Genomic DNA, 24,783 nt, shown 5'->3' with positions numbered 1-24,783 from the left:
CGGAGAATATTTATGTATCGTCCAGGCTATTTTGTAAAGCGCTTATACAAAGCGCCGAGCGATTTTTTCTCAATGCGGGATACTTCCAAACTCATTTTATAGAAATATTCACACAAGCTTAATCGTATGATCTGCATTTCATTCCTTGAATCGAAAATAAATGATAATTTCTTTCTTTTCACTGTATTCGATGCGGGAAATGAGGCTGACCAGCAGTTCCCGGTTGGCATCCGCGGATTCGATAAATCTTTTCATCAGCGGTTCCGCGTCAAATTCGGGGGAAGAAACGTTTTCCGCCGGATTGTGCAGTTTTTTCAGCCTGCTTTTCAAGGAAAGGCGTTCTTTCCTGATCTTTTCGTAGATACGCTGAAAATCCGCTTCCTCCAGCGCGCCGGAAAGCTTGTCGTCGTAAACCTGATCGAGACGGGCGGTCAGTTTGTCAATCTGCTGTTCCGTCCGCTTGATTTCTTCCCCCGGGCTGCGTTTCCGCGCCGCCCCGGCCTTTGCATTTTTGACTTCCTCGGCGCATTTGCCGCGGTCGAGGGATTCCGTGCAGACTTCCCGCACCTTATTCAGAACCGCCTCGGTGACGGTATCCACGCGCATGCAGTGGCAGGTGCATTTTCCGGCCCTCGTGAAGCGCTGGTAGGTCCGGCAGAAGAAGTAAAGGACTTTTTTATTGCCCGCAAGCGTGCGCTCCAGAACGCCCAGCGGATGCCCGCATTCGTGGCAGAAGATCAGCCCCTTGAGCAGGAAGTCATGGGTGCAGGAGTGGGTGTGCACCCGGCTTGCAACCATCATCTGCACTTTGCGGAAGGTTTCGCGGCCGATGATCGGTTCGTGGGTTCCCTCCACCACCGTCCATTCCTCGGGCGGGAGCCTTCTGCAGCCGTTGATTTTGTAGTTGATTTTGCGGGTGCGCCCCTGCACCATGTTGCCGATGTAGACTTCGTTTCTAAGCATGAACGTCACGCGTTCGGAACTCCATTTCCCGTTGTACGCCCCTTTTTTTGCTGCGGTCAGATTCGCGTACTGCGACGGCGTCGGGATTCCTTCCTTGTTGAGCGTAACGGCAATATTATGGCAGGATTTTCCTTCGAGCGCCAGCGAAAACATCCTGCGGACGACTTCGGCGGCGGGCGGGTCGATTTCAATCGTGTTTTTGTGTTTCTCCGAAAGCTTGTAGCCGTACGCAGCCTTGCCGCCGATGAACTGCCCCCTGCGCTGCTTATCCCGCTTGACGCTGGTGATTTTTTTACTGATGTCCTTGGCGTACAGGTCGTTCAGGATGGCCTTGAACGGGGTGATGTCGTTGACGCTGCTGTCGACTCCCGTGTCGACACCGTCCAGCAGGGAAATATAGCGGACGCCGTTCATTGGAAAGTATTTTTCCAGGTAGTAGCCGGTTTGAATATAATCCCTGCCCAGACGCGACATATCTTTCGTAACTACCATATTGATCTTTTTTGCCTCGATATCGGCAATCATCCGCTGAAAATCGGGGCGGTCAAAGTTGGTGCCCGAAAATCCGTCGTCGATATAGGTGCCGAAAACATCCAGCCGCTGCTCTCTGGCAAACTCCGTCAGCAGGCTGCGCTGATTGGTTACGCTTTCGGATTCCTTGTCATGGTCATCCTCCTTTGAAAGACGAATGTAAAATGCGGTTTTGTAATCCGTCGGATTGCTTATTATGGGATACATTCCGCACCTCCGGCAAGCAGCCGCCTGTTTTGGTCAAGTTCACTCTTTTCGGCTTCGCCGGCCAGGAATGAAGCGAAACATTCCGCTAAAATATTTCCGACGTCTTCTCCGTTCTCATCATAGCGGCAGGTGACTTTTACACGTCCGTTCCCTTTTTCCCGATTCATGTAAACACCCCCTCCCATATGTTTACGCTGCGTCCGTTTGTCCGCATGACAGCGCGCAGGTTTTTTGCCCGCGCGTCAGGATCATTCCCGCACGGGTACTCCCGGCTTGTGATTTTTCCCCAATCAGGGAAATTGAAAAAACCGGGCTTTCGATATATAATAAAAAAGAAATGGGAATAGTGATTTTCTGTGGATAAAAATCCATCTTGACAATCAACAAAAACGCAGGGAGGGTTTGACATGAAATTTGCATTTATCATTATGGGTGACTTTGACGCGCGGCGCGACAGAGCCGCGATCCATGACGGAACGGCACAAATCGTCGGCGTGTCAAATATTGGTGAGGCGTGCGCCGCGGCGAAGACGCTCTGTGAAAAAGGAATCGGTTGTATTGAGCTCTGCGGGGCGTTCGGGGAAGAAGGGGCTAAAAAAGTAATCGGCGCGACTGAGAATAAGATTCCCGTCGGATATGTGACCCATTTGCCGGAGCAGGAGGAAATCTACGAATCGGCGTTCCTTAAAACGGAATAAACGCAATTTGGGCTTAAAACAATCAAAAAATTTCCAACGGTTCCGCACCTCTGAAATTGTAAAAACCGGATCACCGTGGTAAAATACAGATAAATGCCGAAGAAAGAAGGAATATCCTTATGGATCAAAAAGTATTGCGTGAAACCGTTGAACACACACATGAGCTGATGAACGCGCCGTCCTGCAGCGGCGGGGCAAAAGCGGCGGCTCAGGATTGGCTTGACGCGATCGGGACCGGGAGGGAAGCCGCGGAAACCAAAAAATATCTGGATGAACTGGAGGCCGACGTTACGCCGCTCGACGGGTTGATCGCTTTGGCGGAATCTGATATCGGAATCCAAAAATTCGGAGCGGACACCGCCGGGAAAATCGCGGCGCACGCAAGGGAGCTCAAGTCCGCCGGAGCGAAATACTGCGATTGCCCGGCCTGCTCGGCCGGCGCGGCGATCCTCGAAAAGAAAGACCTCCTCCTCAAATAGAAAAGGAGATCTAACGGGCGCAACACACAGAGGGCATCGGTCGGAAACGGCGGATGCTCTTTTCTGTGTGCGCGAATCTTTTCCGGGGCGTTGGGGAGGCGCTTCTTATTTACCCATTGTTTCTAAATCGGATGCCCCGATACATACGAGCGCGAGATGCCCAGCTTCTGCGCCACTTCACGCTGCGTCAGCGGACCGCGTCCGGTCAGGCCGTACCGCAGCTCGATAATGGTCTGCTCCCGGGGGGACAGGACTTCTCGGATATACCGTTTGAGCTGCTCCGATTTGATTTTACAGTCGAGGTTGTCAACGATGTTGTCCTCCGTAGCCATCACGTCCATCAGCGTCAGCGCGTTTCCATCCTTGTCGGTGTCGATCGGCTCGTTGATGGAGATATCCTGCGCGGTTTTTTTGGAAGAACGGAAGAACATCAGCACTTCGTTTTCAATACACCGGGCCGCGTAGCTGGAAAGGCGGATTCCCTTGCTGCTGTCAAACGTGTTTACCGCTTTAATCAAACCGATGGTTCCAATGGAGATCAGGTCGTCCTGATCGTTTGAGTTAGCGTAGTATTTTTTGATGATATGGGCGACCAGGCGGAGGTTGTGTTCGATCAGCTCGTTTTTGGCCTTCATGTCCCCGTTTTTCAGCCGCTCCAGACAGTCTCTCTCTTCCTGTGCCGTAAGCGGTCTGGGAAAGGAACCCGAGCCTGTGACGTGAAGAATAAAAAACAGCAGTCCGGAGAACGCAAATCCAAGTACGGCACCAAGCATATAACCACTCCTTTATATCGTCGTTTGCCATTATATGCCGTCGGGCGCCTGTCCGTTGCAAGTCCGGCGGGCTTTGCGGCCCTTTTATTTCCGTAAACGGAGTTGAAAAAAGTCGGATGATCGTGTAAAATGGGAACAATGAATGAAGGAGTGAAATTTTTGGAGAAAACGGAAAATAAAATGGGTACGGTGTCGGTATTCCCCCTGATTGTGTCCATGTCGGTACCGGCCATGCTGTCGATGCTGGTACAGGCTCTGTATAACGTAGTCGACAGTTTTTTTGTGGCAAAAGTAAGTGAAAACGCGCTGACCGCGGTTTCGCTCGCGTTTCCCGTTCAGAGTTTGCTGATTGCGCTGGCGGTGGGAACTTCCGTAGGAATCAATTCGCTGGTAGCGCGCCGGCTGGGGGAACAAAAGCAGGAGGAGGCCAATTCGGCCGCTACGCACGGGATTTTGTTGGGAGCGTTCAACTGGGTTGTTTTTGCATTGGTAGGGCTGCTTTTTTCAGAACCGTTCTTTCGCAGCTTTACGGCGAATCAGGAAATTGTGACAATGGGTACTCAATATATGAGCATTGTGTGCGTCGTCTCTGTCGGCGTTTTTATCGAGATCAACATCGAAAAAACACTTCAGGCTACCGGGAATATGATTTATCCCATGCTGTCGCAGCTTCTGGGCGCGGTAACAAATATTATTCTGGATCCGATTTTTATTTTCGGACTGCTGGGCGTACCCAAAATGGGCGTCGCGGGTGCGGCGATTGCGACGGTGATCGGCCAGATTTTCGCGATGCTGTTTCTTATTTATATCATTGTGAAAAAGGATCATCAGGTAGTGATCAGTTTCCGGAATTTCAGACTGGATTTTACCACGATAAAGAATATTTATTCAGTCGGCTTCCCCTCCATCATTATGCAGGCGATCGGTTCCGTCATGGTGGTCGGGATGAACGCGATTTTAATCGGATTTACGGAAACGGCCGTCGCCCTGTTCGGCGTTTACTTTAAATTGCAGTCTTTTGTTTTTATGCCGGTGTTCGGCCTGACGCAGGGCGTTATGCCGATTATCGGGTACAATTTCGGCGCGCGCAATCGCGGCCGCCTTTTGTCCGCGGTTAAGATCGGTTCCGTCATTGCGGCGGTGATTATGGCGCTGGGAACGATCTTGTTCTGGACGGCGACGGATAAGCTCCTGCTGATTTTCAACGCTTCTCAGGTTATGCTCGAAATCGGCATCCCCGCGCTGCGGACCATCAGCATCTGCTTTGTGCCGGCGGCGCTCGGCATTATGTTTTCAACGGTGTTTCAGGCTGTGGGCAGCGGCTTAAAAAGCCTGTTTATTTCCGTGCTGCGTCAGCTGGTCGTACTGCTTCCTGCGGCGTTTCTGCTTTCAAAAATCAATCTTCCGTCCGTCTGGTATGCCTTCCCAATCGCTGAGATGGTGTCGATGGCGGCGAGTATCCTGATTTATACACGGCTTTATAAAAAAACGCTGAAAACTCTTTGATTATTTTACACAGTTATGTTAAAATGGCCTTGTTTGATCCTGTCTGCGATGGATACCGGCAGACGGCCGGAACGGAGCAGAACATATTTGAAACACAGGTGATAAAGATGCAAAACGGGCAAAGGGGACAGGCTCCTGCCAACTCCCGAAGCATTATCTATCTGAATCCCATCAAAAACGCAACGCTGAGAGGGTATGTCTACAGTGAGTACTACAACAGGATCCTGTCTTTTCGCAATGAATGTGAGCTTCTGCGCGGAATGGACGATCTGTTTGACAGCATTTCCTTTCCTCAGGCTTCTTTTCAGGAACGGGAATTTACAGTAAAAAAGGCAGAACTAAAAATAAAAAGGGTGGATGACGCTGTGGAAGAGACAATGAATAAAATCATGAGTGAAACACCGGCGACCTTTGCCGTAAACGTGCAGTACCGCAAGAACGCCACCTGGCAGGGTACGATCACCTGGGTTGAACAGAATCAGACGCTTCATTTTCGCAGCGCCCTGGAAATGCTCAAGCTGATGGAGCAGGCTGCCATGAACGGAGCCGTGCCGGTCGTCAGCTGGGACGAAAAGAAATCCGAAGCAAAATAGAAGAACAAACGCCGTCCGGGTCAGCTCCCGGACGGCGTTTGCTGTCCGGGGAAAACTTCCGGAATGGCAAAGCGGCCCGCGGGGGATCGGCTTGACAATCCCTGGGATTGAGCCTATAATTTTTAATATTCGCACTACAGCAATTCTATTTCAGTTTGCGTGACAAAACACGTTTCTCTCCCGCCTTCGGCGGGGGAGAAACAGAAACTTGCTGCGGAATCGACTGGAAATCTGTAATACAGATTCAGGGAAGATGCCATTTTAAGATAGAAGGGGAAATGAATCATGAACAGCGTAAATGAAAGGCTTGCCGCGCTGCGCCGCCAGATGCAGCAGAACGGCGTGCAGGCCTGTATCGTGCCTTCCGCCGACCCTCATATGAGCGAGTACCTGCCCGCTTACTGGGCGGCAAGAAGCTATTTTTCCGGCTTTACCGGCTCCGCGGGAACGCTGGTGGTTACAGAAACGCAAAGCGGGCTCTGGACGGACGGGCGGTATTTTATCCAGGCCGCGCACCAGCTGGAGGGCAGCGAAATCACCCTGTACCGCATGGCGGTCAAGGGCGTGCCGACCTATACCGAATTTCTGGCCGAGGAGCTGGACGAGGGCGCAACGGTCGGATTTGACGGCAAGATGCTTTCCGCCGCCGCCGTCGAGGAAATGCAGGAGAAATTTGCCGGGAAAAAGCTGAAGATCAAGGCGGTCGACCTCATTCAGGATATCTGGACGGACAGGCCGGAAATGCCCGCGAGCAAGGTGTTTGTCCACGACGTAAAGTACGCGGGCTATACCTGCCAAGAAAAGCTGGAACAGGTTCGCGCTGAGCTGAAAAAGCAGCATGCCGACGGGGAAATCTTTACCAGACTGGACTGCGTCGCCTGGCTGATGAATATCCGCGCGGACGACATCGAATATAACCCGCTCGCGGTTTCCTACGCGATGGTTTATACCGATTCCGCATACCTGTTTATCAATACCGGCCGCGTCCTGCCGGAAACGCTTGCCTATCTGAAGGAAAACGGCGTCACGGTCAGGGAATACGAGGAAATCGACCGCGCTCTGGAAAAAATCAGCTCCGATAAGACGATTCTGGTCGACCCGGTCAACGTGAATTACGACCTGTATCAGCTGCTGCAGCAGAACAGGCATGTGACCGTCAAAGAAGGCGGCGATACCGTCATTGCCCTCAAGGGGGTCAAGAATGAAACGGAGATTAAAAATATCATGGAGGCGCATATCAGGGACGGCCACGCGCTCGTTGCGTTCTGCGTCCAGTTCGAGGACAGGATGAAGAACGGGGAGACCGTCACCGAATGCACCGTTTGCGATCTGCTGCGGGAGTGCAGGGCAAAGCAGCCGAACAATAAGGGCGAAAGCTTCGGCACCATTGCGGCCTACGGCGCGAACGCCGCGATGATGCATTACAGCCCGAAGCCGGAAACCTGCAGCACCCTGAAAAACCGGGGCTTCCTGCTGATCGATTCCGGCGGGCAGTATCTGGAGGGGACGACCGACATCACCCGCACCTTCGTTTTAGGACCGCTCAGCCGGGAGGAAAAGGAGCATTACACCTACGTGCTGAAAGCGCATATCGCGCTGGCTGCGGCCGTGTTTCTGGAGGGCTGCACCGGCGGGAACATCGATATCCTCAGCCGCGAGCAGGTCTGGAAGCACGGCATCGACTACCGCTGCGGCACGGGCCACGGCGTGGGCATGTTCAGCGGGGTGCACGAGGGCCCGCAGAACCTGAGGATCAACAACAATGTCGTCTTCAAAAAGGGCATGACCATCACCGACGAACCCGGTATTTATGAAGAGGGCAAGCACGGGATCCGCACTGAAAACATTCTTCTTGTCACCGATTTTGTCAATAACGAGTACGGGCAGTTCTTAAAATTTGAACCCGTTACTTATTTTCCGATCGATACCGCGGGGATCCTGACCGAACTGATGACGGACGACGAGCTGGAATGGCTGAACAACTACCATCGGACGGTCTGCGAAAAGCTTTCCCCGGGCCTTTCCGGAAAAGAGCTCCAGTGGCTGAAGGACCATACCCGGCCGGTCGAAAGGGCATAAAGCGAAGAAGCGGTTGAAAACAGCATTACAGAAAAATCAAAAATGCGTCTTGATTGGGCTTTCAAAGCCGTTTCAGGGCGCATTTTTTCGTTTGAGGCGCTGCTTTGCGATTTGTGTTGCAAATTCGTTTTGTCGTCTTTTTTAACGTTCCTTAATTTTCATTGAAACGGGACAGGAAGGCTTTGGTGCGGTCGTTCTGCGTATTGCCGAAAAGCTGTTCCGGATTTCCCTGCTCAACAATCGTTCCGTTGTCCATAAAGACCACGTAGTCGGCCACGTCCCGGGCAAATTTCATTTCGTGGGTGACGACCACCATCGTCATATGCTCCGCCGCGAGCTCGCGGATGACCTTGAGGATTTCTCCCGTCAGCTCCGGATCGAGCGCGCTGGTCGGCTCGTCGAAAAACAGGATATCCGGATTCATTGCGAGCGCGCGGGCAATGGATACGCGCTGCTGCTGTCCGCCGGAAAGCTGGCAGGGGTAGGCGTCCGCCTTATCCGCCAGATCCATTTTCTTCAGAAGCTCTTTTGCGGCAGTTTCCGCTTCCGTCTTCGAACGGCGCAGTACGCGGATGGGCGCTTCCGTAATGTTCTGCATCACGGACAGGTGGGGGAAAAGGTTGAAATTCTGGAAAACCAACCCGATATGCAGCCCGATTTTGCTGCATGCGGCCTTGTCCGAATACACGGCTTTACCGTTTTCGCCGTTTTTCACCAGCGTATCTCCACAGATGGTGATCTCGCCGGAATCCACCGTTTCCAGCTGGGTGACGCAGCGCAGCAGGGTGCTTTTTCCCGAGCCGGACGGCCCGATGACCGCGAGTACCTGCCCCTTGGTTACCTCTATTGAAATGCCGTTCAGCACTTTTGTGCCGTCGAAGCTTTTGCAGATGTCTTTAGCGGTTAAGATATGCATTTTCATCCTCCTAACGATAATAGTTCAGCCGGTTTTCAGCCATCGTAAAGAACCGGGTGACCACGCCGTTCATCACAAGATAGAACGCGCCGGCAATCACCAGCGGCGTCATGTTGACCGCCGAGGAGACCCAGTTGGAGGTTACCTTGAGCAGCTCGACAATGCCGATCACCTGCGCCAGGGAGGTGTCCTTCACGAGCGTGATGAACTCGTTTCCCATCGGCGGGATGATGTGCTTGACGACCTGCGGCAGGATGATGCGAAAGAAGGTCTGGCCGCGCGTAAAACCGAGCACCTTTGCCGCCTCGTGCTGACCGCGGGGAATCCCCTCGATCCCCCCGCGGAAGATTTCCGCGAAATACGCCGCGTAGTTCAGGACAAAGGCGACTTCCGCCGCCAGAACGCGGTCCAGCTGAATCCCGAACAGGGGCTTCAGGGCATAAAAGAAGAACAGAAGCTGCAGCATCAGCGGTGTTCCGCGCATCAGCAGTATGTAAATCTTGACCGGAAGATTGACGACCCTGACCTTCGTCATGCGTCCTTTGGCCACCAGCAGCCCGAGCGGCAGCGAAAAAATAAGCGTGACGAAAAAGATACGCAGCGACATAAGGGTTGCTTCCAGCATCTGTGTCAAAAGCGCCTGATAATTCATGAACGCGACCTCCATAACGTGTTTGTGTAAAAAAGCCAAAGGCACAGAACCGGACGGAGTCCGGCTCTATGCCGCGCAGGGGAAAAATCTGAATCTGTCCTTCTGAGTGAAGAGAGTGTCCCAGACGACAGCTATAACATGGATTTTTCGGTTATCCCTCAGAATACAACGTGAAATCACTCTATTTTTCTACGGTGGTAACATCCTCGCCGAACCATTTTCGGGAAATCGTCGCCATAGTGCCGTCCGCCGTCATTTCCTTCAAGGCGCCGTTGATTTTTTCCGTCAGCGCGCTGTCCGCCTTTCGGAAGCCGATGACATAATCCTCCGTGGCGAGAGAAGCGTCCTTGCCGTCCTTGTCCTGAAGCACCCTATAGGCGCCCGGGTTGTTGGTCAGGTAGTAACGCGCAACCACTTCGTCAATGCTGATCGCGTCAATGGTGCCGTTCTGCAGCTCCATGACCGCTTTGGAATAGTCGTCGATCTGTACGACGGATTTTAAGGTTTTCTTGAAATCCTCGTTCTTGTTCAGGGCGGCCTCCGCGGAAGAATCCGACTGCACGCCGATGGTCTTTCCGGCCAGGGACTCAAGCCCCTGATAGGCGGAATCCGTCTTGATCAGGATGATCTGCTCGTTTTTCATGTAAGGGATGCTCAGCCGGAATTCCTTTTCGCGCTCGTCGGTTTTGCTGAAACCGTTCCACAGGCAGTCGATGTTGCCGTTGCTCAGTTCGGCGGTTTTGCTGTCCCAGTCGATCGGCTGTGTTTTCAGCTCGATGTTGAGGCGTTTGCAGGCTTCCCTGGCAAGGTCGATATCAAAACCGACCAGCTCGCCCGTTTTGGTGTCCACATACCCCATCGGGGGGAAGGCGTCGTCAAGGCCGAGCACCAGCTTGCCCGCTTTCTCAACCTTGGTCCAGGATTCGTCCGCTCCCGACGCGGTACCCGCGCTGCCGGCGGCTGTGCCGCCGCAGGCGGCGCAGGAAAGGGCGATGCCCGCCGCTAATAATAAAGACAATATTTTTTTCATTTTAAATACCCCGCTTCTCTTCTCGTTGGACTCTCCGATATCAGTATTTTACCTTATTAGCACGCTAAAGTAAAGAGGTATTTAAAAATTTGGGGATATTGTACGAAGGATAACCGGAAATCCCGCTTCTTTTCCCCGCGATATGGACAAAATATACCGATCGGAAAAGAAAAAAGGCACAGAGAGGGCGCGGCGTAAAATCCGCCGCGCCCAGGAACATCGAAAAACTGTCAGGTTTCGGAAAATCGTGCGAAAAACAAGCACAGACCTCATGAGCCGCCCTCCTTGAGGGAGGCGGCGCGCTCGGCGCGCCGGAGGGAGTACCCCGTTGCCTGCCGGTTCCCTCAAAGAGGGAGACAAAAAAGCCTGAAACGCGGCTGGTTCTTACCTGGGGTTATGACAGGAGCATTCTGTCGTTGTCCATGGTGTCTCCGCTCACGGTCTCGAATTTTTCAAGCAGGTCCTTTACCTGCAGGTTCTTCTTTTCCTGGCCCTTGATATCGAAAATAATTCTGCCTTCGTGCATCATAATCAGGCGGTTGCCCAGCCGGATCGCGTCCTTCATGTTGTGTGTGACCATCAGCGTGGTCAGGCTGTCCCGGCTGACCATCTCGTCGGTCAGCTCCAGCACCTTGCGCGCGGTTTTGGGGTCCAGCGCCGCGGTGTGCTCGTCCAACAGCAGGAGCTTCGGCTTCTGAAGCGTAGCCATCAGCAGGGTCAGCGCCTGGCGCTGGCCGCCGGACAGCAGTCCCACCTTGCTGGAAAGCCTGGTTTCCAGTCCGAGCTCCAGCGTTTCCAGTTTTTCTTTATAAACGGCCCGTTCGCCTTTTTTGATTCCCCAGCCCAAACCGCGTTTCTTTCCTCTGCGATACGCCATGGCCAGATTTTCCTCAATGCCCATGTCCGCGGCGGTGCCCATCATCGGGTCCTGAAACACACGGCCCAGAAGCTTTGCCCGGCGGTATTCGGGCTGCTTGGTCAGGTCGATGTCATCCAGCAGGATCTGTCCGCCGTCACAGGGGAAAACGCCCGCGATCAGGTTCAGCAGCGTGGATTTTCCGGCGCCGTTTCCGCCGATGACCGTAATAAAATCGCCGGTCTCAATGGTCAGGTTCAAATCGACCAGCGCCTTTTTCTCGTTGATGGTGTTGGCGTTGAAGGTTTTGTTCACATTTGTAAGTTGAATCATCTTGTTTCCCCTCCGTTCGCGGCGGATGCTTTTCTGCCTTTCCTGAAGCGGCTGAAGAAACCCTGCCATTTCTCCGCCAGATTATGAAAAAAGGCGGGAAGCTTTCGCTTCACAACCGGAATGGCCAGAGCCACCGCAACCATGACCGCTGTGAGAAGCTTCAGGTCCGTGGATTTCAGTCCGAACCACAGCACAAGGGCGATAATCACGCGATAGATCACGGAGCCGACGACCGCCGAAATCAGCTTGTAGGCGAACGAGAACCGGTTGCCCATCAGCACCTCGCCGATGATGACGGAAGCAAGGCCGATCATGATGGTGCCGGTGCCCATGCCGACGTCCGCGTACCCCTGACTTTGAGCCACCATCGCGCCGGACAGCGCGACAAGGCCGTTGCTCAGTACCAGCCCCAGAATTTTTGTCTTGTCGGTATTGACGCCCAGCGCGCGGACCATGTATTCGTTGTTGCCGGTCGCACGGACCGAGCATCCGATTTCCGTACCGAAGAACCAGTACAGGAACAGGATCACCACGGCGGTGAAAATCAGGCCGATCATGAGCGAGATCATGTTCACGCTGAGCACCGGATACAGCCCGGAAATCGTGGTGATGATGGTGGAGATGCCGAGAAGGGGAATGTTTGCCTGCCCCATGATGCGGATATTGATGGAGTAGAGGGCGATCATGGTCAGGATCCCCGCCAGAATCCCCGGAATCTCCAGTTTGGTGTGCAAAAAGCCGGTGATAAAGCCGCAGGCCATGCCGGCGGCCAAAGCGAGTAAAAGCGAGAGGAAGGGATTCATTCCGTGAGAAATCAAAATCGCCGTGACCGCGCCGCCGGTGGCAAAGCTGCCGTCGACCGTCAGATCGGCAAAATCCAGTACCTTGAAGGTGATGTAGACGCCCAGCGTCATAATGCTCCAAAGAACACCCTGCGCCGCCGCGCCCTGCATTGCCTGTAACAGACCCATTGTAAATTCTCCTTAACGCAACATGAGCGATAGGGGGATTTCCTCCTATCGCCGTGCTGTTCTGTTTTTGGTGTTTATTTGCTGGCGGTGCTTGCGGCACCCGACTTATCCAGCAGCTCCTGCGGGATGGTCACGCCGACTTTTTCGGCGACTTCTTTATTGATGGTCAGGTCGCAGTCGGTGGAATACTCAATCGGCATATCCGCCGGTTTTGCGCCGTCCTTCAGGATTTTTACCGCCTGTTTCGCGGTAAGCAGCCCGAGGTTGTAGTAATTGATGCCGTATGTAGCGAGCCCGCCGTTTTCCACCATGCCGGATTCGCCCACGATGACCGGCAGCTTCGCGGGCTGCGCAACCATGGAAACCGTCGCCATGCCGGAGGCGATCATGTTGTCGGTCGGGGTGTAAATCGCGTCGACCTTGCCGACCAGCGACTGGACCACCTGCTGAATCTCGTTGGAATTGGAAACCGTCGCGTCCACCGCTTCCAGCCCGAGCCCGGCCGCGCTCTTCTTTGCGATTTCCACCTGGAATTTCGAGTTGCTTTCATTGGAGCAGTACAGCATCGCAACCTTCTTCGCGTTCGGTACCAGCTGCTTCAACAGCTTCATCTGCTCGGCCACCGGGGTCAGGTCGGAGGTACCCGTCACGTTTCCGCCCGGCTTCTCATTGGAAGCGACGAGCTTCGCGTCCGCGGGGTCGGTCACCGCGGTCACCAGGACCGGAATGTCCTTGGTCGTGTTCGCGACCGCCTGAGCGGCCGGGGTCGCGATCGCAAGGATCAGGTCGGATTTGTCGTTGACCAGCTTGCTTGCTATGGTCTGACAGTTTGCCTGCTCGTTCTGCGCGTTCTGGTAGTCCAGCGTAATGTTTTTCCCGTCGACATAGCCTGCTTCCGCAAGCCCGTCGACAAAGCCCTTATACGCCGCGTCCAGCGCGGGATGCTCCACAAGCTGGACAATGCCGATTTTCAGTTTCTTTTCAGCCGCTCCGGAAGCCGCCTGCGAACCGGCCGCCGGGCCTGCGGCGGAAGAAGCGGAAGTACTGGAAGTACAAGCCGCCGCGGAAAGCGCGATCACACCGGCCAACAGCAATGCGAGTGTTTTTTTCATGAAATACCCATCCTCTCGCCTATTTCGGATTTTATTGCTTTAAAGCTATAAATACTTTATCGCTTTAAATTGATTTCTTAATTTTACTATATTTTTTCCCGTTCGTCAATCGTTAATTTCAAAAAATATGTCCGGCGGGTGACGGTAAATCGATCAAAATTCTTTCCGGCGGCTGAAAAAGGCTTTCAAATGAATCGTGACAGGCGGATAAAATATGTTTTTGCAAAATGAATTTCAAAGCCGATTATGGGCGGCATATTTATTTAAATTCAATCTAAACTAAGCTTAACAGGGATTTAACATTGGATTCGTAAAATGGCAATGTATCAAAGAACCGAAAACATAATTTTGCAGGAGGACTGTCCAAAATGAAGAAAATCATATCTGCTGTTTTAACAGCTGCGATTCTGGGGTCTGTATTTGTGGGGTGCAGTTCGGAGGTGGAAGGAATTTCTTCCGCCGCAAATGTACCCGATACGGCGGTATCCGAAAGCGGGCCGTCTGCCGCAGAGCAGTTGAGCGGCAAGCTGACACTCAACGGTTCCACTTCCATGGCGAAGGTCTGCCAGGCTCTGGGAGAAGCTTTCCAGGCGAAATACCCGGGCGTAACGGTTGAAAAAAGCGGAACCGGTTCCGGTGACGCGGCAAAGGCGGTCAGCGCGGGTACGGCCCTGATCGGCGACCTTTCCAGAAAAATGAAGGACGAAGAAAAACCGGAAGATTATGAGATCGTACAGATCGCCATAGACGGGATCGCCATCGCGGTCAATCAGGACAACAAGGTCAGCGGCCTTACCTCCGAACAGATTTCCAAAATCTTCACGGGCGAAATTACAAACTGGAAAGATGTCGGCGGCGGCGACGCCAAAATCACGGTGCTCGGCCGTGAAGCGGCAAGCGGTACGCGCGACGGCTTTGAAAGCATCTTCAAGGTGGAGAAAAAGTGCAAATACGCCGCGGAGCTTTCCTCCACCGGTGAAGTGGTTACCAAAGTAGGCAGCGACAAGGGCGCGGTCGGCTACGTTTCCCTCGACTCGGTAAACGATACCGTAAAAGCGGTCGACGTCGACGGCGTCAAAGCGAATGAGGAAAATATTGTAAACGGAAGCTACAAAGCGCAGAGACCCTTCCTTGAAATCTATAAAAAAGGCATCGACAGCGATCTTGTGAAGGCGTGGTTTGCATTCATCAAATCGGACGAAGGACAGGATGTTATCAAGAAAGTCGGGCTGGTACTGGCAAAATGAGCATAGCGATGGACAGCGCGGAGAACGCGCTGAAGAATAAAAAAAAGAATCGTGTGAAAAAAGGCCTGGCAATTTTGTTCGGCCTTATTTCCGTCCTTGCGTTTTTTCTTCCATACATTCAGTTTGTGTTTAAAAATACAACATATGTCCTCAGCGCTTTCCAGCTGGCGACGGTGAGGGGGATGCGCGTACGGGGGGAGGAGCTCAGCGGCCTTGTCACGATTCCGCTTCTGACCAGAATTGCGGTGATCGCCGGGGTGCTTCTTCCGGCCGCCGGGATCCTTTTGCTTCTGCTCAAAAAACCGGTGATGGCCGGAACGGCGTTTGTGCTGTCCGCGGTTACTCCCCTGATCGTCCTGATTACCACCTCCGGCATCCAGACGGCGGTCACGCAGCTGAATATCAGCGAAATTTCGATTGCCTACCTCTGGCCGTCCATTTACGTGCTGGTCGGCGGAATCGTGTGCGCGGTCCTGTCCATCTGGACGCAGGGGACGGAAAAGCTTGCGGAATCCGTTTTTCTGGTTTTTTCCTGTGTGTCCGTCGGCTCGGTCGTCCTCATTACCGTGTACATTTTCGCCGCGGGCTCTCCCGCCGTTCTGCAGATCGGCCTGGGGCAGTTCCTGTTCGGCAGGGAATGGAACGCGGAGGCGAACATCTTCGGCATCCTGCCGCTGATCCTTTCCTCCATCGCTGGGACGGTGGGAGCCATTCTGCTGGGGGTTCCCGTCGGGATTCTGACGGCTGTTTTCCTTGCGGAAACGGCGAAACCGCGGCTTGCCCGTCTGGTCCACCCGGCGATCGAGCTGCTCGCCGGGATTCCGTCCGTCATCTACGGCTTTTTCGGGATGCTGGTCATTGTTCCGGCTATCCGCGATTTTCCGCCGTTCCGGAACAACACCATCGGCGACAGCCTGCTGGCGTCGATCCTGATTCTTGCGATCATGGTGCTTCCCACCATCGTCAGCGTAACGGAGACCTCGTTAAAAGCGGTGCCCCAGGCTTACCGGGAGGCGTCCCTCGCTCTGGGCGCAACGCCCACCGCCACGATTTTCAAGGTCAGTATCCCGGCTGCCCGGTCCGGAATCCTTGCGGGCGTCATTCTGGGTGTCGGCCGCGCGGTCGGCGAGACGATGGCGGTCATCATGGTGGCGGGAAACGTCGCCAATATGCCGTCCCTTCTGGGAACGGTGCGCTTCCTGACGACCGGTATCGCCATGGAGATGAGCTATGCCTCCGGTCTGCACCGTCAGGCGCTTTTTGCCATCGGTCTGGTGCTGTTTGTGTTTATCATGATCGTCAATATCAGCTTTACTTATATTTCAAGGAAGGGGGTGCAGATGGATGCCGAGTAGCTCTCTTTACGGAAAACGGAAGCGCCCCTTCGACACCCTCCTGAAGGTGCTGATCGATACCGCGGCGGCGGTCACGGTGATCGTGCTTCTGGGGATTATTTTCTACATCCTGGTCAACGGCGTCTCCTATCTTTCGTGGAAATTCATTTCCACAGCCTATTCGGAAACGAATGACGACTTGAAGGGCATTCTGCCCATGATCATCAACACCCTGTATATTGTGGTCATTACTCTGCTGATTTCCGCCCCCATCGGCATTTCCTCGGCAATCTATCTGACGCAGTACGCAAAGCAGGGCAGGCTGGTCAAAGCGATCCGCTTTACCACGGAGATTCTCTCGGGGATTCCGTCCATTATCTTCGGTTTGTTCGGCTATACGGTCTTTTGTATCCTGTTCCGCCTGCAGACCTCGCTTCTGGCCGGATGCCTTACCATGACCCTGTGCATTCTGCCGACGATCATCCGCACGACGGAGGAGTCGCTCCTGTCCGTCCCGGGCAGCTATAAAGAGGGCGCTCTGGCCCTCGGCGCCGGAAAGCTGCGCGTCGTGATGGGGATTGTGCTGCCCTGCGCCATGCCCGGCGTTCTGACCGCCGTGATTCTCGCCATGGGAAGAATCGTGGGCGAAAGCGCAGCCCTTCTGTTTACCTCGGGATTGTCCTATAACATGCCGAAGGGATTTGTCCGGCAGATCTTTGCGAGCGGCCGCACGCTGACCCTGCACCTTTACCAGACCGCGCGGGAGGCCAACTCGCCCGACGCCATGCACATCGCGTTTGCCACGGCGTCCGTGCTGCTGATTCTGGTCTTTTTGCTCAACCGGCTTGCGGCGCTGCTCTCCAGGACTCTCAGGAAAGGATAAGAAGGATAAAATATGGAAACGAAGATATCCATTCAGGATTTAAATTTGTTTTACGGAGATTTCCAGGCGCTGAAAAGCGTCCATATGGAAATCCCCCGCAATCAGGTAACGGCTTTTATCGGTCCCTCCGGCTGCGGGAAATCCACCTGCCTGAAAACGATCAACCGGATGAACGACCTGATCGAAAACTGCAAAATTACGGGAAAGGTAACGATCGACGGCGAGGATATCTACGACCCCCGCACCGACGTTACCCTGCTGCGCAAGCGCGCCGGCATGGTGTTCCAGAAGCCGAACCCGTTCCCTATGACGCTGTACGACAACATCGCCTACGGCCCGCGTGTTCACGGGATTAAAAATAAACAGAAGCTCGATGAAATCGTGGAGCAGTCGCTCAAAAGCGCGGCGCTCTGGGAAGAAGTCAAGGACCGGCTCAGAAAATCCGCGCTCGGCCTTTCGGGCGGGCAGCAGCAGCGCCTGTGTATTGCGCGCGCGCTGGCCGTGGAGCCGGACATTATTCTGATGGATGAGCCGACCAGTGCGCTTGACCCGATTTCCACGCTGAAAATCGAGGACCTGATGGACGATCTGCGCGCCAGGTATACCGTGATTATTGTGACGCACAATATGCAGCAGGCCGCGCGCATCGCCGACAGGACCGCGTTTTTTCTTTTGGGGGAAATTGTGGAATACACCGATACGCTTTCCATGTTCAACAATCCGAAGGATGAGCGCACGGAACGCTATATTACGGGACGTTTCGGGTGATTTTGCGGTCGGAAAAGCCGGCTGCCTATAGCTATTTCAGAAAGGAAATCGTATAATAAAGGAGGAAATATCATGCCGAGAAAAATCTTTGACCGGGAGCTTGCCAGTCTGATCACACAGATGACAGACATGGGCAACACGGTCAATCAGCGCATAGAGGACACGATTGCCGCCCTGCGCACCATGGACCTGGAAAAGGCCGCGGAGGTTGCGAACGGCGACAATGAAATTGACCGGCTCGAGCACAATATCGAGAAAATGTGCATGAACCTGATCGCAATGCAGCAGCCGATCGCCACGGACCTGCGGGTGATTGCGGCCTGCTTGAAAATCCTGACGGATATTGAACGCGAGGCCGACCAGTGTGCGGATATCTGCGATATTCTTACCATCGGGGAGCTGAACACCAACAGCCTGGCCATCACGCACGTGGTGCAGATGCTGGAGGCGGCGCACGACATGTTCCGCCGCGCAATGGACGTTTTCCTCAGCCGCGACGTGGAAGCGGCTCAGGCGGTCTGTGAAAGCGACGATATCGTCGACGGCATGTTCTCGAAAATCATACTGGAGGTCTGCGGCATCATCACCCGGAATCCGCAGAACGTGATGCGCGAGGTCGACCTTCTCTTCATTTCAAAATATATTGAGCGCATGGGCGACCACGCCACCAATATCGCCGAATGGGTTATTTATATGGAGACCGGGATGCATCCCGACCTGAATACCAAAGAAAGCTAAGGAGGATCACATGGCTCTGATTTATATTGCGGACGACGAGCTGAATATCCGCAAGCTGGTTTCTTTCGGGCTGAAGGACAGCGGATTTGAAACCGCGGAGTTTCCGGACGGGACCCGGCTGATGAACGCTGTCCGGCAGCGGGTGCCGGACGCGATCATCCTGGACTGGATGATGCCGCAGCCGGACGGCCTTGCCGTCTGCCGCATGCTGCGGGAAAACGAGAGCACGCGCGCCGTGCCGGTGCTGATGCTCACGGCGAAGGGCGAAGAAATCGACCGCGTGCTGGGGCTGGAAATCGGCGCGGATGATTATATTGTGAAACCGTTCAGCATCAAGGAGCTCTGCGCCCGCGTGCGGGCCGTTCTGCGCAGGGCGGCGCGGCAGGAGACCGCGGCGGATCAGGTGCTGACAAGCGGCGGCCTGACCGTGGATATCACCCGGCACAGCGTGACCAAAGGAGATGCCGCGGTCGAGCTGACCGTGAAGGAATTCGACCTGCTTGTCATGCTGATGAAAAACAGCGGCAAGGTGCTTACCCGCGACACCCTTCTGGATAAGGTGTGGGGAATCGAGTACTACGGCGATACCCGGACGGTGGACGTCCACGTGCGCTACCTGCGCCAGAAAATAGAGAATAATCCCGACGACCCGGCCTATATTCAGACGGTGCGCGGGGTGGGATATAAATTCAGCGGACAGAATTGATCGGAGGCGGCTATGAAAAGGAAATTGATGCTCGGCAATGCGGCCATTATCGTGGTCGGATTTATCGCGGCTTTTTTGCTTGCCGCGCTTCAGATCCAGCGGCAGTATCAGACCGAATTCACCCGGCGGCTCGACACCGCGCTGAGCATCCTTTCCACGCAGCTCGAAGAGATCGGGCGCGACCCCGAGGCCGCCGCGACCAACGTCGGTGTCGAGCTGGAAAAAAACGGCCAGGAAATGCGCATCAGCATCATCGGCCTGGACGGCAAGGTGACCGGCGACAGCGCCAGGGAAGAGATCAATCAGGACCACAGCGGCCGGCCGGAGATCATCGAGGCGCGGAAAAACGGCCGGGGATACGATACGCGCATCAGCGCAAGCCTGAACCAGCGTTATTATTACGAGGCCGTCTATATCAGGGACCGCTTTTTTATCCGCGCCGCGCTTCCCACCGCGGACCTCGACAGGGTCCTGTACCGGCTGTGGATGGTCGCCGCTCTCAGCATGCTTCTGGGCATCGCCGTTGTCTGCGTTGTGACCGGCGTTCTTGTTTACCGCACGACGGAGCCGCTCAAGCAGCTGACCGACGCGGCGAGGGAAATCTCCGGCGGCGATTATTCGAGCCGTGTGACGGGGAGCTACAAGGATGAAGTAGGGGAGCTTGCCCGTTCCTTCAACACGATGGCGCAGAGCACCGAGACAGCCGTTTCCCAGCTGGTCAGCAAACAGAATCAGCTGGAGGGCGTGCTTCAGGGCATGGACGACGGAGTGCTCGCGGTCAACGCCGAAAATGAAATCCTGTTCCTGAACCAGAGCGCCCGCCGCCTTCTGGAAAAGCAGAGCCTTGCCGAAAAAGGAAAGCTGGAGGGCAGCCTGCTGATCGGAAAAATCGCAAAGATGATGAAGCGTGCCATTGAAAACTCCGCGGCCGGAAAAGAGACGGTGCTGGGCGGACCCAATGAAAAGCAGTTTACCGTTTATGTCTCTCCCGTAGCGGGGCCGCAGGAGCAGTCCACCCTCGCCGTCATCACCGACGTCACGCGGATGCACAAGCTGGAGCAGATGCGAAGCGAGTTCGTGGCCAATGTCACCCACGAGCTGAAAACACCGCTGACTTCCATCCGCGGCAGTATCGAGCTTTTAAAAAGCGCGGACAGGGACGAGGAGACCCGGCGCTATTTCTACGACGTACTGGATATAGAAGCCGAACGGCTGCACCGGCTGATCGACGATATGCTGGCGCTGTCGCAGATTGAGAATGCGAAGGAAGACCCTTCGGTGCGCCGGTGCAGTGTCCGGAACGAGCTGGAGCAGTGCATCGGGCGGCTCGGACCTTTGGCGGAAAAAAATCAGATCGGACTTACGCTGGACGCCGACAGCACGCTGTTTGTAGCCTGTTCCCCGACCCGGCTTCAGCAGATGTTCGGTAATCTGATCGAAAACGGAATCAAATACAACAGGTCCGGCGGCAGCGTCTCCGTGACGGCGCGCCGCCAGCGTCAGATGGCGGTCATCCGGGTGAAGGATACCGGGATCGGCATTGCGCCGGAGCATTTTGACCGGCTGTTCGAGCGCTTCTACCGCGTGGACGCCAGCCGCTCGCGGAAAATCGGGGGAACCGGGCTGGGGCTGTCCATCGTCAAGCACCTTGCCGCGCTTTACGGCGGAGAGGTCGGCGTGGAAAGCGAAGTCGGAAAGGGCAGCACCTTTATCGTCCGTCTGCCCCTTGCATTGAGCGAGGGATAACGGGAGCGGGAAAGAAATCCGCCCTGTGAAAAAAGCCGCCGGAAATCAGGCGGCTTTTTGCATATTGTTTTTCTTTTCGTAAACCTTAATGGCGGAGGGATCTGAAATGAAATCAATATGGAGCGAAAGCTGCGGCTTTCCGAAAAGAGATTCGCTGAAAAACGACATCGTGGTCGATACCGCGGTGATTGGGGCGGGTATGGCCGGACTTCTGACCGCGTACCTTCTGCAGAAGGAGGGACGAAACGTCGCTGTGCTGGAAGCGGAGCAGACCGCAGGCGGCGTGACCAAAAACACAACGGCAAAGATCACCTCGCAGCATGATCTGATTTATGACAGTATGATCCGGGACTTCGGGGAAGAATCCGCAAGGCAATATGCCGTTGCCAACCAAAAGGCAATCGGCGAGTTTGAGAAGATCATTACAGAGAATGGCATTGACTGCGAGTTTGAAATAAAACCCGCCTTCGTCTATTCCCTCGACAGGGAAGAGGAACTGATGTCCGAGGCGCAGGCGGCGGAAAAGCTGGGTATCGACGCGGAGTTTACAACGGAGACCGACCTGCCGTTTCCGGTTCCGGCGGCGGTGAAATTCAACGGTCAGGCTCAGTTCCATCCCCTGAAATTCCTGAAATCCATCTCGGCGGACCTTACGGTTTATGAAAACACCAGGGCGCTGATCGTCCGCGGCGATACGATTATTACCAACCGGGGCAGGGTGACGGCGGACCAGATCGTCATTGCCACGCATTTCCCGATCGTCAATGTTCCCGGCTGGTACTTCGCGCGGATGCATCAGGAGCGCTCCTATGTCATCGCGCTGAAAAATGCGGGCCGGCTCGAGGGGATGTATATCGACGCGGACCCGGACGGCTATTCGTTCCGCACCTACGGGGAGTATGTCCTTCTGGGCGGGGCCGGGCACCGCACGGGCAAGCATCCGGGAACAGGCTGCTATGATAAGCTCCGCAGCGCGGCCAAGCAGTTTTTCCCGCAAAGCGAGGAGGTTTGTCGCTGGTCCGCGCAGGACTGCGTGACGTGGGACAATCTTCCCTATATCGGCCGCTACGCTTCGTCCACCCCGAACCTGTATGTGGCGACGGGCTTTCAAAAATGGGGAATGACGACCTCCATGGCCTCCGCCATGATCCTTACGGATATGATCTGCGGGCGAAGGAACGGGGAAGCGGAAGTCTTTTCTCCCCAGCGCTTCCACGCGGCGGCGTCCGCGAAAAACATGCTGGCCGACTTCGGAACCTCCGCCGTGGAACTGACGGCCGGCTTGTTTTCCGTGCCGGAACGGAAATGCACGCACCTGGGCTGCCGCCTGCACTGGAATCCGGAGGAAGGAACGTGGGACTGCCCCTGCCATGGGTCAAGATTTACCGCGCAGGGAGAGCTGATCGGCGATCCCGCGTTAAGGGGGATCAAGCATGACTGATTACCGCGCTCTTCACAAAACCCGTTCCTTCTTCGAGGGCTGGTACTTCAAGCACCAAAACGCGGACGGCGCCGCCGCCTTTATCCCGGGGGTCAGCTTCAGCCCGCAGGGGGAAAAAAGAGCCTTCCTTCAGGTGATTACCCGGGAAGGCTCTTTTCAGCTGGCTTATCCGTATTCCGCGTTCCGCGTCTGCCGGAAACGTTTTTCCGTACGCGTCGGCAGAAATATTTTTACCGAGAAGGGCGTTCATATCGATCTGGCCGGCCCGGACATCCGCTGCACGGGGGATATCCGCTACGGTCCGCTTACACCGATTGCGTCGGACATTATGGGTCCGTTTCGCTTTGTTCCCTTTATGGAGTGCAATCACGGCGTCATCAGCATGAAACATTCCCTGACGGGTTCCATGATCCTGAACGGCGAAAAAATCGATTTTGGCGGGGGCGACGGATACATTGAAAAGGATTGGGGGACTTCGTTTCCCTCCAGCTATCTCTGGGTGCAGTGCAACCGTTTTCCCGATCCTTCCTGCAGCATAATGGTTTCCATTGCCAAAATTCCGTTTGGACTGTTTCATTTTCAGGGATGCATTGCCGTTGTCTGCTTTCAGGGCAGGGAATACCGTTTTGCCACCTACCTCGGCGTCAGAATACTTCGCTGTACGGAGCAGGGATTTCTTCTGAAGCAGGGGAAATATCTGCTGGAAGCGGACATCCTCTCCCGGCCCGCCCACAAGCTGTTTGCGCCGCAGTCGGGCGAAATGTCCCGGATCATCCGCGAAAACATGTCCTCCGGCGTACGGTTCCGTCTGTATGAGGGCAATACGCTTCTCTTTGACCTGACCGGCAGGGACGCGGGGTACGAGTATGTAAAATAGCGCCCTCTTAAAACTGCATAAGGTATTTCCCTATGCACATAATAACGGCAAAGGGAGGTGGATGCATTGCCGAAGGACAGCCAGCCGGACAACAAGGAAAGCCGGGTGAAAAAGGCGAACGGACAGACGCCGGTTACCCGGGAAAATCAGAATCAAAATAAAAACGCCAAAAAACAGTCCATCAAAAACAACGACGTTTAAGGGGGAAGAATCTTGGCAAAAGCAGGGATGAGACGGCCGGACCCAAAGGAGCCGCACGGAACGGAAAGCAATCATAAGACGCATATCCCGAAAAATGATGTTCAGCCCGTTCCGGAGCTTCAGGGGAAAGCAAAGCGTACCAAGGAGAAAGCCCCGCCCATGTAGCGGGAATCCAATATGTAGACCGGGCGAGGTTTGGGCCTCGCCCTAACAGGGTATATATCCATGCACAAGGCACGTTTTTATAAAGATGATAAATGCCCCGCCGCTAATATCTTCTCCGCGCTCAGCAGAGATATGACTGTTAATATTTGTTTATCAGGCTCTGCACATAATCGTGCATTTCCTGCTTGGACTGGATCGCGTGCGTCTGCTGGACAATGTCCTCCTGCCTCTGTTGAGGAAGAGCCGAAAAATGTTCCATTGCCTGCACGTTTTGGGCGAGCGCCATGCCAAAACCCAGCGGAAGCTCCACCGTTATCACCTCCCGGATTAGTGTTAGCCCGCAGCGTCAAATCATTCAGCGGATTTCCGTTATAGCAGCCTGAAAATTTATTTTATTAAAGATATTCAATGGACGGACTTTTCCATAAACGGAAAAGCAGGAAAAGAAAAATCCGTTTCCATGAAAACTTCCGGAAATTATGATATACTGAATGAAAGATCAAAGGAATCATCAATGACGACAGGAGGATGAAACGATGGAAAGAACCTGTATCATTTTGAAGCCGGACGCGTTGAAACGGCGGCTGGCGGGCAGAATTATTGCAAGAATTGAGGACAAGGGATACATAATTGCGGACGCCAGAATGCTACGGCTGGACGAAGCCGTTTTGCGGGAACACTATTCCCACCTTGCGGACCAGTCTTTTTTCCCCGACATCGTCAAATACATGGTATCCGGTCCGGTGCTCGCCATGATTGTAGAGGGGGAAAACGCCGTTGAGGGAACGCGCAAGATCATCGGCGCCACCCGCTTTGAGGACGCGGCCGCCGGAACCATCCGCGGCGATTATGCGTTCAGCACCCGGCAGAACCTGATTCACGGCTCGGATTCAGCGGAAAGCGCGGAAATCGAAATCAGGCGTTTTTTTGCCCGGCAGTGAACGGCCGGCGAGCCCTTCCATTCCGTTTTTCCATGAG

The 24,783-nt window shown here is 54.5% G+C and carries 27 protein-coding genes; 17 read left to right on the top strand and 10 right to left on the bottom strand.

From position 1 onward, the window contains the following. Positions 1-138: 138 nt before the first annotated feature. Complete coding sequence (locus tag ACQGQ5_RS01980; protein ID WP_455734926.1) at positions 139-1,701, bottom strand: recombinase family protein; 1,563 nt, start codon at positions 1,699-1,701, stop codon at positions 139-141. Further along, the gene (locus ACQGQ5_RS01975) at positions 1,689-1,868 is read right to left on the bottom strand and encodes a hypothetical protein (protein ID WP_455734925.1); all 180 of its coding nucleotides are present in this window, start codon (positions 1,866-1,868) and stop codon (positions 1,689-1,691) included. The genes ACQGQ5_RS01980 and ACQGQ5_RS01975 overlap by 13 nt, the downstream gene beginning before the upstream one ends. A gap of 240 nt (positions 1,869-2,108) precedes the next feature. Between ACQGQ5_RS01975 and ACQGQ5_RS01970 the strand changes: the two genes are divergently transcribed. Next, complete coding sequence (locus ACQGQ5_RS01970; RefSeq protein ID WP_455734924.1) at positions 2,109-2,399, top strand: DUF6506 family protein; 291 nt, start codon at positions 2,109-2,111, stop codon at positions 2,397-2,399. 119 nt (positions 2,400-2,518) lie between these two features. Then, complete coding sequence (locus ACQGQ5_RS01965; RefSeq protein WP_455734923.1) at positions 2,519-2,878, top strand: molecular chaperone Hsp90; 360 nt, start codon at positions 2,519-2,521, stop codon at positions 2,876-2,878. A gap of 122 nt (positions 2,879-3,000) precedes the next feature. On the opposite strand, the gene sigK is transcribed toward ACQGQ5_RS01965, so the two are convergent. Further along, a complete protein-coding gene (sigK, locus tag ACQGQ5_RS01960) occupies positions 3,001-3,651 on the bottom strand; it encodes an RNA polymerase sporulation sigma factor SigK (protein WP_455734922.1) in 651 nt (216 codons plus the stop codon). A 129-nt stretch (positions 3,652-3,780) separates the two neighbouring features. Here sigK and ACQGQ5_RS01955 point away from each other — a divergent pair, with 129 nt between their 5' ends. The 3 genes from ACQGQ5_RS01955 to ACQGQ5_RS01945 all read left to right on the top strand — a co-directional run bounded on the left by ACQGQ5_RS01955 (position 3,781) and on the right by ACQGQ5_RS01945 (position 7,829). Then, positions 3,781-5,157, top strand: coding sequence for an MATE family efflux transporter (locus ACQGQ5_RS01955; protein ID WP_455734921.1), 1,377 nt, complete (start codon positions 3,781-3,783; stop codon positions 5,155-5,157). Between the two features lie 107 nt (positions 5,158-5,264). Then, positions 5,265-5,750, top strand: coding sequence for a hypothetical protein (locus ACQGQ5_RS01950; protein WP_455734920.1), 486 nt, complete (start codon positions 5,265-5,267; stop codon positions 5,748-5,750). 285 nt (positions 5,751-6,035) lie between these two features. After that, the gene (locus tag ACQGQ5_RS01945) at positions 6,036-7,829 is read left to right on the top strand and encodes an aminopeptidase P family protein (RefSeq protein ID WP_455734919.1); all 1,794 of its coding nucleotides are present in this window, start codon (positions 6,036-6,038) and stop codon (positions 7,827-7,829) included. A 151-nt stretch (positions 7,830-7,980) separates the two neighbouring features. Here ACQGQ5_RS01945 and ACQGQ5_RS01940 read toward each other — a convergent pair whose 3' ends face one another. The 6 genes from ACQGQ5_RS01940 to ACQGQ5_RS01915 all read right to left on the bottom strand — a co-directional run bounded on the left by ACQGQ5_RS01940 (position 7,981) and on the right by ACQGQ5_RS01915 (position 13,699). Beyond that, on the bottom strand, positions 7,981-8,745 hold the full coding sequence (locus ACQGQ5_RS01940) for an amino acid ABC transporter ATP-binding protein (protein ID WP_455734918.1): 765 nt from the start codon (positions 8,743-8,745) through the stop codon (positions 7,981-7,983). A 10-nt stretch (positions 8,746-8,755) separates the two neighbouring features. Further along, positions 8,756-9,397, bottom strand: a complete 642-nt coding sequence (locus ACQGQ5_RS01935; RefSeq protein ID WP_455734917.1) for an amino acid ABC transporter permease — start codon at positions 9,395-9,397, stop codon at positions 8,756-8,758. 181 nt (positions 9,398-9,578) lie between these two features. Further along, the gene (locus tag ACQGQ5_RS01930; RefSeq protein ID WP_455734916.1) at positions 9,579-10,427 is read right to left on the bottom strand and encodes an amino acid ABC transporter substrate-binding protein; all 849 of its coding nucleotides are present in this window, start codon (positions 10,425-10,427) and stop codon (positions 9,579-9,581) included. 394 nt (positions 10,428-10,821) lie between these two features. Then, entirely contained in the window at positions 10,822-11,616 is a 795-nt protein-coding gene (locus tag ACQGQ5_RS01925; RefSeq protein ID WP_455734915.1) for an ABC transporter ATP-binding protein, read from the bottom strand. Next, positions 11,613-12,587, bottom strand: a complete 975-nt coding sequence (locus tag ACQGQ5_RS01920) for an ABC transporter permease (RefSeq protein ID WP_455734914.1) — start codon at positions 12,585-12,587, stop codon at positions 11,613-11,615. The genes ACQGQ5_RS01925 and ACQGQ5_RS01920 overlap by 4 nt, the downstream gene beginning before the upstream one ends. A gap of 74 nt (positions 12,588-12,661) precedes the next feature. Continuing rightward, a complete protein-coding gene (locus tag ACQGQ5_RS01915; RefSeq protein WP_455734913.1) occupies positions 12,662-13,699 on the bottom strand; it encodes an ABC transporter substrate binding protein in 1,038 nt (345 codons plus the stop codon). Positions 13,700-14,067: 368 nt separating this feature from the next. Here ACQGQ5_RS01915 and ACQGQ5_RS01910 point away from each other — a divergent pair, with 368 nt between their 5' ends. From ACQGQ5_RS01910 to ACQGQ5_RS01860, 11 genes are all read left to right on the top strand, one after another. Further along, positions 14,068-14,946 (top strand): phosphate ABC transporter substrate-binding protein, encoded by an 879-nt coding sequence (locus tag ACQGQ5_RS01910; protein ID WP_455734912.1) that lies wholly within the window; start codon positions 14,068-14,070, stop codon positions 14,944-14,946. Next, positions 14,943-16,301: a phosphate ABC transporter permease subunit PstC gene (pstC, locus tag ACQGQ5_RS01905; protein WP_455734911.1), complete on the top strand. Its 1,359-nt coding sequence runs from the start codon at positions 14,943-14,945 to the stop codon at positions 16,299-16,301. The genes ACQGQ5_RS01910 and pstC overlap by 4 nt, the downstream gene beginning before the upstream one ends. After that, positions 16,291-17,163: a phosphate ABC transporter permease PstA gene (gene pstA, locus ACQGQ5_RS01900; RefSeq protein WP_455734910.1), complete on the top strand. Its 873-nt coding sequence runs from the start codon at positions 16,291-16,293 to the stop codon at positions 17,161-17,163. The genes pstC and pstA overlap by 11 nt, the downstream gene beginning before the upstream one ends. A 12-nt stretch (positions 17,164-17,175) precedes the next feature. Next, entirely contained in the window at positions 17,176-17,931 is a 756-nt protein-coding gene (pstB, locus tag ACQGQ5_RS01895) for a phosphate ABC transporter ATP-binding protein PstB (protein WP_455734909.1), read from the top strand. Between the two features lie 72 nt (positions 17,932-18,003). Beyond that, entirely contained in the window at positions 18,004-18,669 is a 666-nt protein-coding gene (gene phoU, locus ACQGQ5_RS01890; RefSeq protein ID WP_455734908.1) for a phosphate signaling complex protein PhoU, read from the top strand. A gap of 10 nt (positions 18,670-18,679) precedes the next feature. Beyond that, positions 18,680-19,375 carry a winged helix-turn-helix domain-containing protein gene (locus ACQGQ5_RS01885; RefSeq protein WP_455734907.1) on the top strand — a complete coding sequence of 232 codons (696 nt, stop codon included), beginning with the start codon at positions 18,680-18,682 and terminating at the stop codon, positions 19,373-19,375. A 12-nt stretch (positions 19,376-19,387) separates the two neighbouring features. Beyond that, the gene (locus ACQGQ5_RS01880; protein ID WP_455734906.1) at positions 19,388-21,121 is read left to right on the top strand and encodes an ATP-binding protein; all 1,734 of its coding nucleotides are present in this window, start codon (positions 19,388-19,390) and stop codon (positions 21,119-21,121) included. 106 nt (positions 21,122-21,227) lie between these two features. Then, positions 21,228-22,562, top strand: a complete 1,335-nt coding sequence (locus ACQGQ5_RS01875; protein ID WP_455734905.1) for an FAD-dependent oxidoreductase — start codon at positions 21,228-21,230, stop codon at positions 22,560-22,562. Continuing rightward, a complete protein-coding gene (locus tag ACQGQ5_RS01870) occupies positions 22,555-23,439 on the top strand; it encodes a tocopherol cyclase family protein (RefSeq protein ID WP_455734904.1) in 885 nt (294 codons plus the stop codon). The genes ACQGQ5_RS01875 and ACQGQ5_RS01870 overlap by 8 nt, the downstream gene beginning before the upstream one ends. A 66-nt stretch (positions 23,440-23,505) precedes the next feature. After that, positions 23,506-23,640: a hypothetical protein gene (locus ACQGQ5_RS01865; RefSeq protein ID WP_455734903.1), complete on the top strand. Its 135-nt coding sequence runs from the start codon at positions 23,506-23,508 to the stop codon at positions 23,638-23,640. 12 nt (positions 23,641-23,652) lie between these two features. After that, the gene (locus tag ACQGQ5_RS01860; protein WP_170949883.1) at positions 23,653-23,805 is read left to right on the top strand and encodes a hypothetical protein; all 153 of its coding nucleotides are present in this window, start codon (positions 23,653-23,655) and stop codon (positions 23,803-23,805) included. Positions 23,806-23,944: 139 nt separating this feature from the next. On the opposite strand, the gene ACQGQ5_RS01855 is transcribed toward ACQGQ5_RS01860, so the two are convergent. Continuing rightward, positions 23,945-24,115, bottom strand: coding sequence for a hypothetical protein (locus tag ACQGQ5_RS01855; RefSeq protein ID WP_455734902.1), 171 nt, complete (start codon positions 24,113-24,115; stop codon positions 23,945-23,947). Positions 24,116-24,341: 226 nt separating this feature from the next. On the opposite strand from ACQGQ5_RS01855, the gene ndk reads away from it, so the two are divergent. Continuing rightward, entirely contained in the window at positions 24,342-24,746 is a 405-nt protein-coding gene (ndk, locus tag ACQGQ5_RS01850; RefSeq protein ID WP_455734901.1) for a nucleoside-diphosphate kinase, read from the top strand. The last annotated feature ends 37 nt before the right edge of the window (positions 24,747-24,783 follow it).

The sequence above is a fragment of the Caproiciproducens sp. genome (assembly GCF_053840905.1).
Note: the sequence above shows the minus strand (reverse complement) of the source record. Positions and strands in the feature narration are given on the sequence as shown.

What these genes read in the sequence shown, in the direction of transcription:
- ACQGQ5_RS01980 (WP_455734926.1), bottom strand. Translation starts at nt 1,701, where the DNA reads ATGTATCCCATAATAAGCAATCCGACGGATTACAAAACCGCATTTTAC.
- ACQGQ5_RS01975 (WP_455734925.1), bottom strand. Translation starts at nt 1,868, where the DNA reads ATGAATCGGGAAAAAGGGAACGGACGTGTAAAAGTCACCTGCCGCTAT.
- ACQGQ5_RS01970 (WP_455734924.1), top strand. Translation starts at nt 2,109, where the DNA reads ATGAAATTTGCATTTATCATTATGGGTGACTTTGACGCGCGGCGCGAC.
- ACQGQ5_RS01965 (WP_455734923.1), top strand. Translation starts at nt 2,519, where the DNA reads ATGGATCAAAAAGTATTGCGTGAAACCGTTGAACACACACATGAGCTG.
- sigK (WP_455734922.1), bottom strand. Translation starts at nt 3,651, where the DNA reads ATGCTTGGTGCCGTACTTGGATTTGCGTTCTCCGGACTGCTGTTTTTT.
- ACQGQ5_RS01955 (WP_455734921.1), top strand. Translation starts at nt 3,781, where the DNA reads ATGGGAACAATGAATGAAGGAGTGAAATTTTTGGAGAAAACGGAAAAT.
- ACQGQ5_RS01950 (WP_455734920.1), top strand. Translation starts at nt 5,265, where the DNA reads ATGCAAAACGGGCAAAGGGGACAGGCTCCTGCCAACTCCCGAAGCATT.
- ACQGQ5_RS01945 (WP_455734919.1), top strand. Translation starts at nt 6,036, where the DNA reads ATGAACAGCGTAAATGAAAGGCTTGCCGCGCTGCGCCGCCAGATGCAG.
- ACQGQ5_RS01940 (WP_455734918.1), bottom strand. Translation starts at nt 8,745, where the DNA reads ATGCATATCTTAACCGCTAAAGACATCTGCAAAAGCTTCGACGGCACA.
- ACQGQ5_RS01935 (WP_455734917.1), bottom strand. Translation starts at nt 9,397, where the DNA reads ATGAATTATCAGGCGCTTTTGACACAGATGCTGGAAGCAACCCTTATG.
- ACQGQ5_RS01930 (WP_455734916.1), bottom strand. Translation starts at nt 10,427, where the DNA reads ATGAAAAAAATATTGTCTTTATTATTAGCGGCGGGCATCGCCCTTTCC.
- ACQGQ5_RS01925 (WP_455734915.1), bottom strand. Translation starts at nt 11,616, where the DNA reads ATGATTCAACTTACAAATGTGAACAAAACCTTCAACGCCAACACCATC.
- ACQGQ5_RS01920 (WP_455734914.1), bottom strand. Translation starts at nt 12,587, where the DNA reads ATGGGTCTGTTACAGGCAATGCAGGGCGCGGCGGCGCAGGGTGTTCTT.
- ACQGQ5_RS01915 (WP_455734913.1), bottom strand. Translation starts at nt 13,699, where the DNA reads ATGAAAAAAACACTCGCATTGCTGTTGGCCGGTGTGATCGCGCTTTCC.
- ACQGQ5_RS01910 (WP_455734912.1), top strand. Translation starts at nt 14,068, where the DNA reads ATGAAGAAAATCATATCTGCTGTTTTAACAGCTGCGATTCTGGGGTCT.
- pstC (WP_455734911.1), top strand. Translation starts at nt 14,943, where the DNA reads ATGAGCATAGCGATGGACAGCGCGGAGAACGCGCTGAAGAATAAAAAA.
- pstA (WP_455734910.1), top strand. Translation starts at nt 16,291, where the DNA reads ATGCCGAGTAGCTCTCTTTACGGAAAACGGAAGCGCCCCTTCGACACC.
- pstB (WP_455734909.1), top strand. Translation starts at nt 17,176, where the DNA reads ATGGAAACGAAGATATCCATTCAGGATTTAAATTTGTTTTACGGAGAT.
- phoU (WP_455734908.1), top strand. Translation starts at nt 18,004, where the DNA reads ATGCCGAGAAAAATCTTTGACCGGGAGCTTGCCAGTCTGATCACACAG.
- ACQGQ5_RS01885 (WP_455734907.1), top strand. Translation starts at nt 18,680, where the DNA reads ATGGCTCTGATTTATATTGCGGACGACGAGCTGAATATCCGCAAGCTG.
- ACQGQ5_RS01880 (WP_455734906.1), top strand. Translation starts at nt 19,388, where the DNA reads ATGAAAAGGAAATTGATGCTCGGCAATGCGGCCATTATCGTGGTCGGA.
- ACQGQ5_RS01875 (WP_455734905.1), top strand. Translation starts at nt 21,228, where the DNA reads ATGAAATCAATATGGAGCGAAAGCTGCGGCTTTCCGAAAAGAGATTCG.
- ACQGQ5_RS01870 (WP_455734904.1), top strand. Translation starts at nt 22,555, where the DNA reads ATGACTGATTACCGCGCTCTTCACAAAACCCGTTCCTTCTTCGAGGGC.
- ndk (WP_455734901.1), top strand. Translation starts at nt 24,342, where the DNA reads ATGGAAAGAACCTGTATCATTTTGAAGCCGGACGCGTTGAAACGGCGG.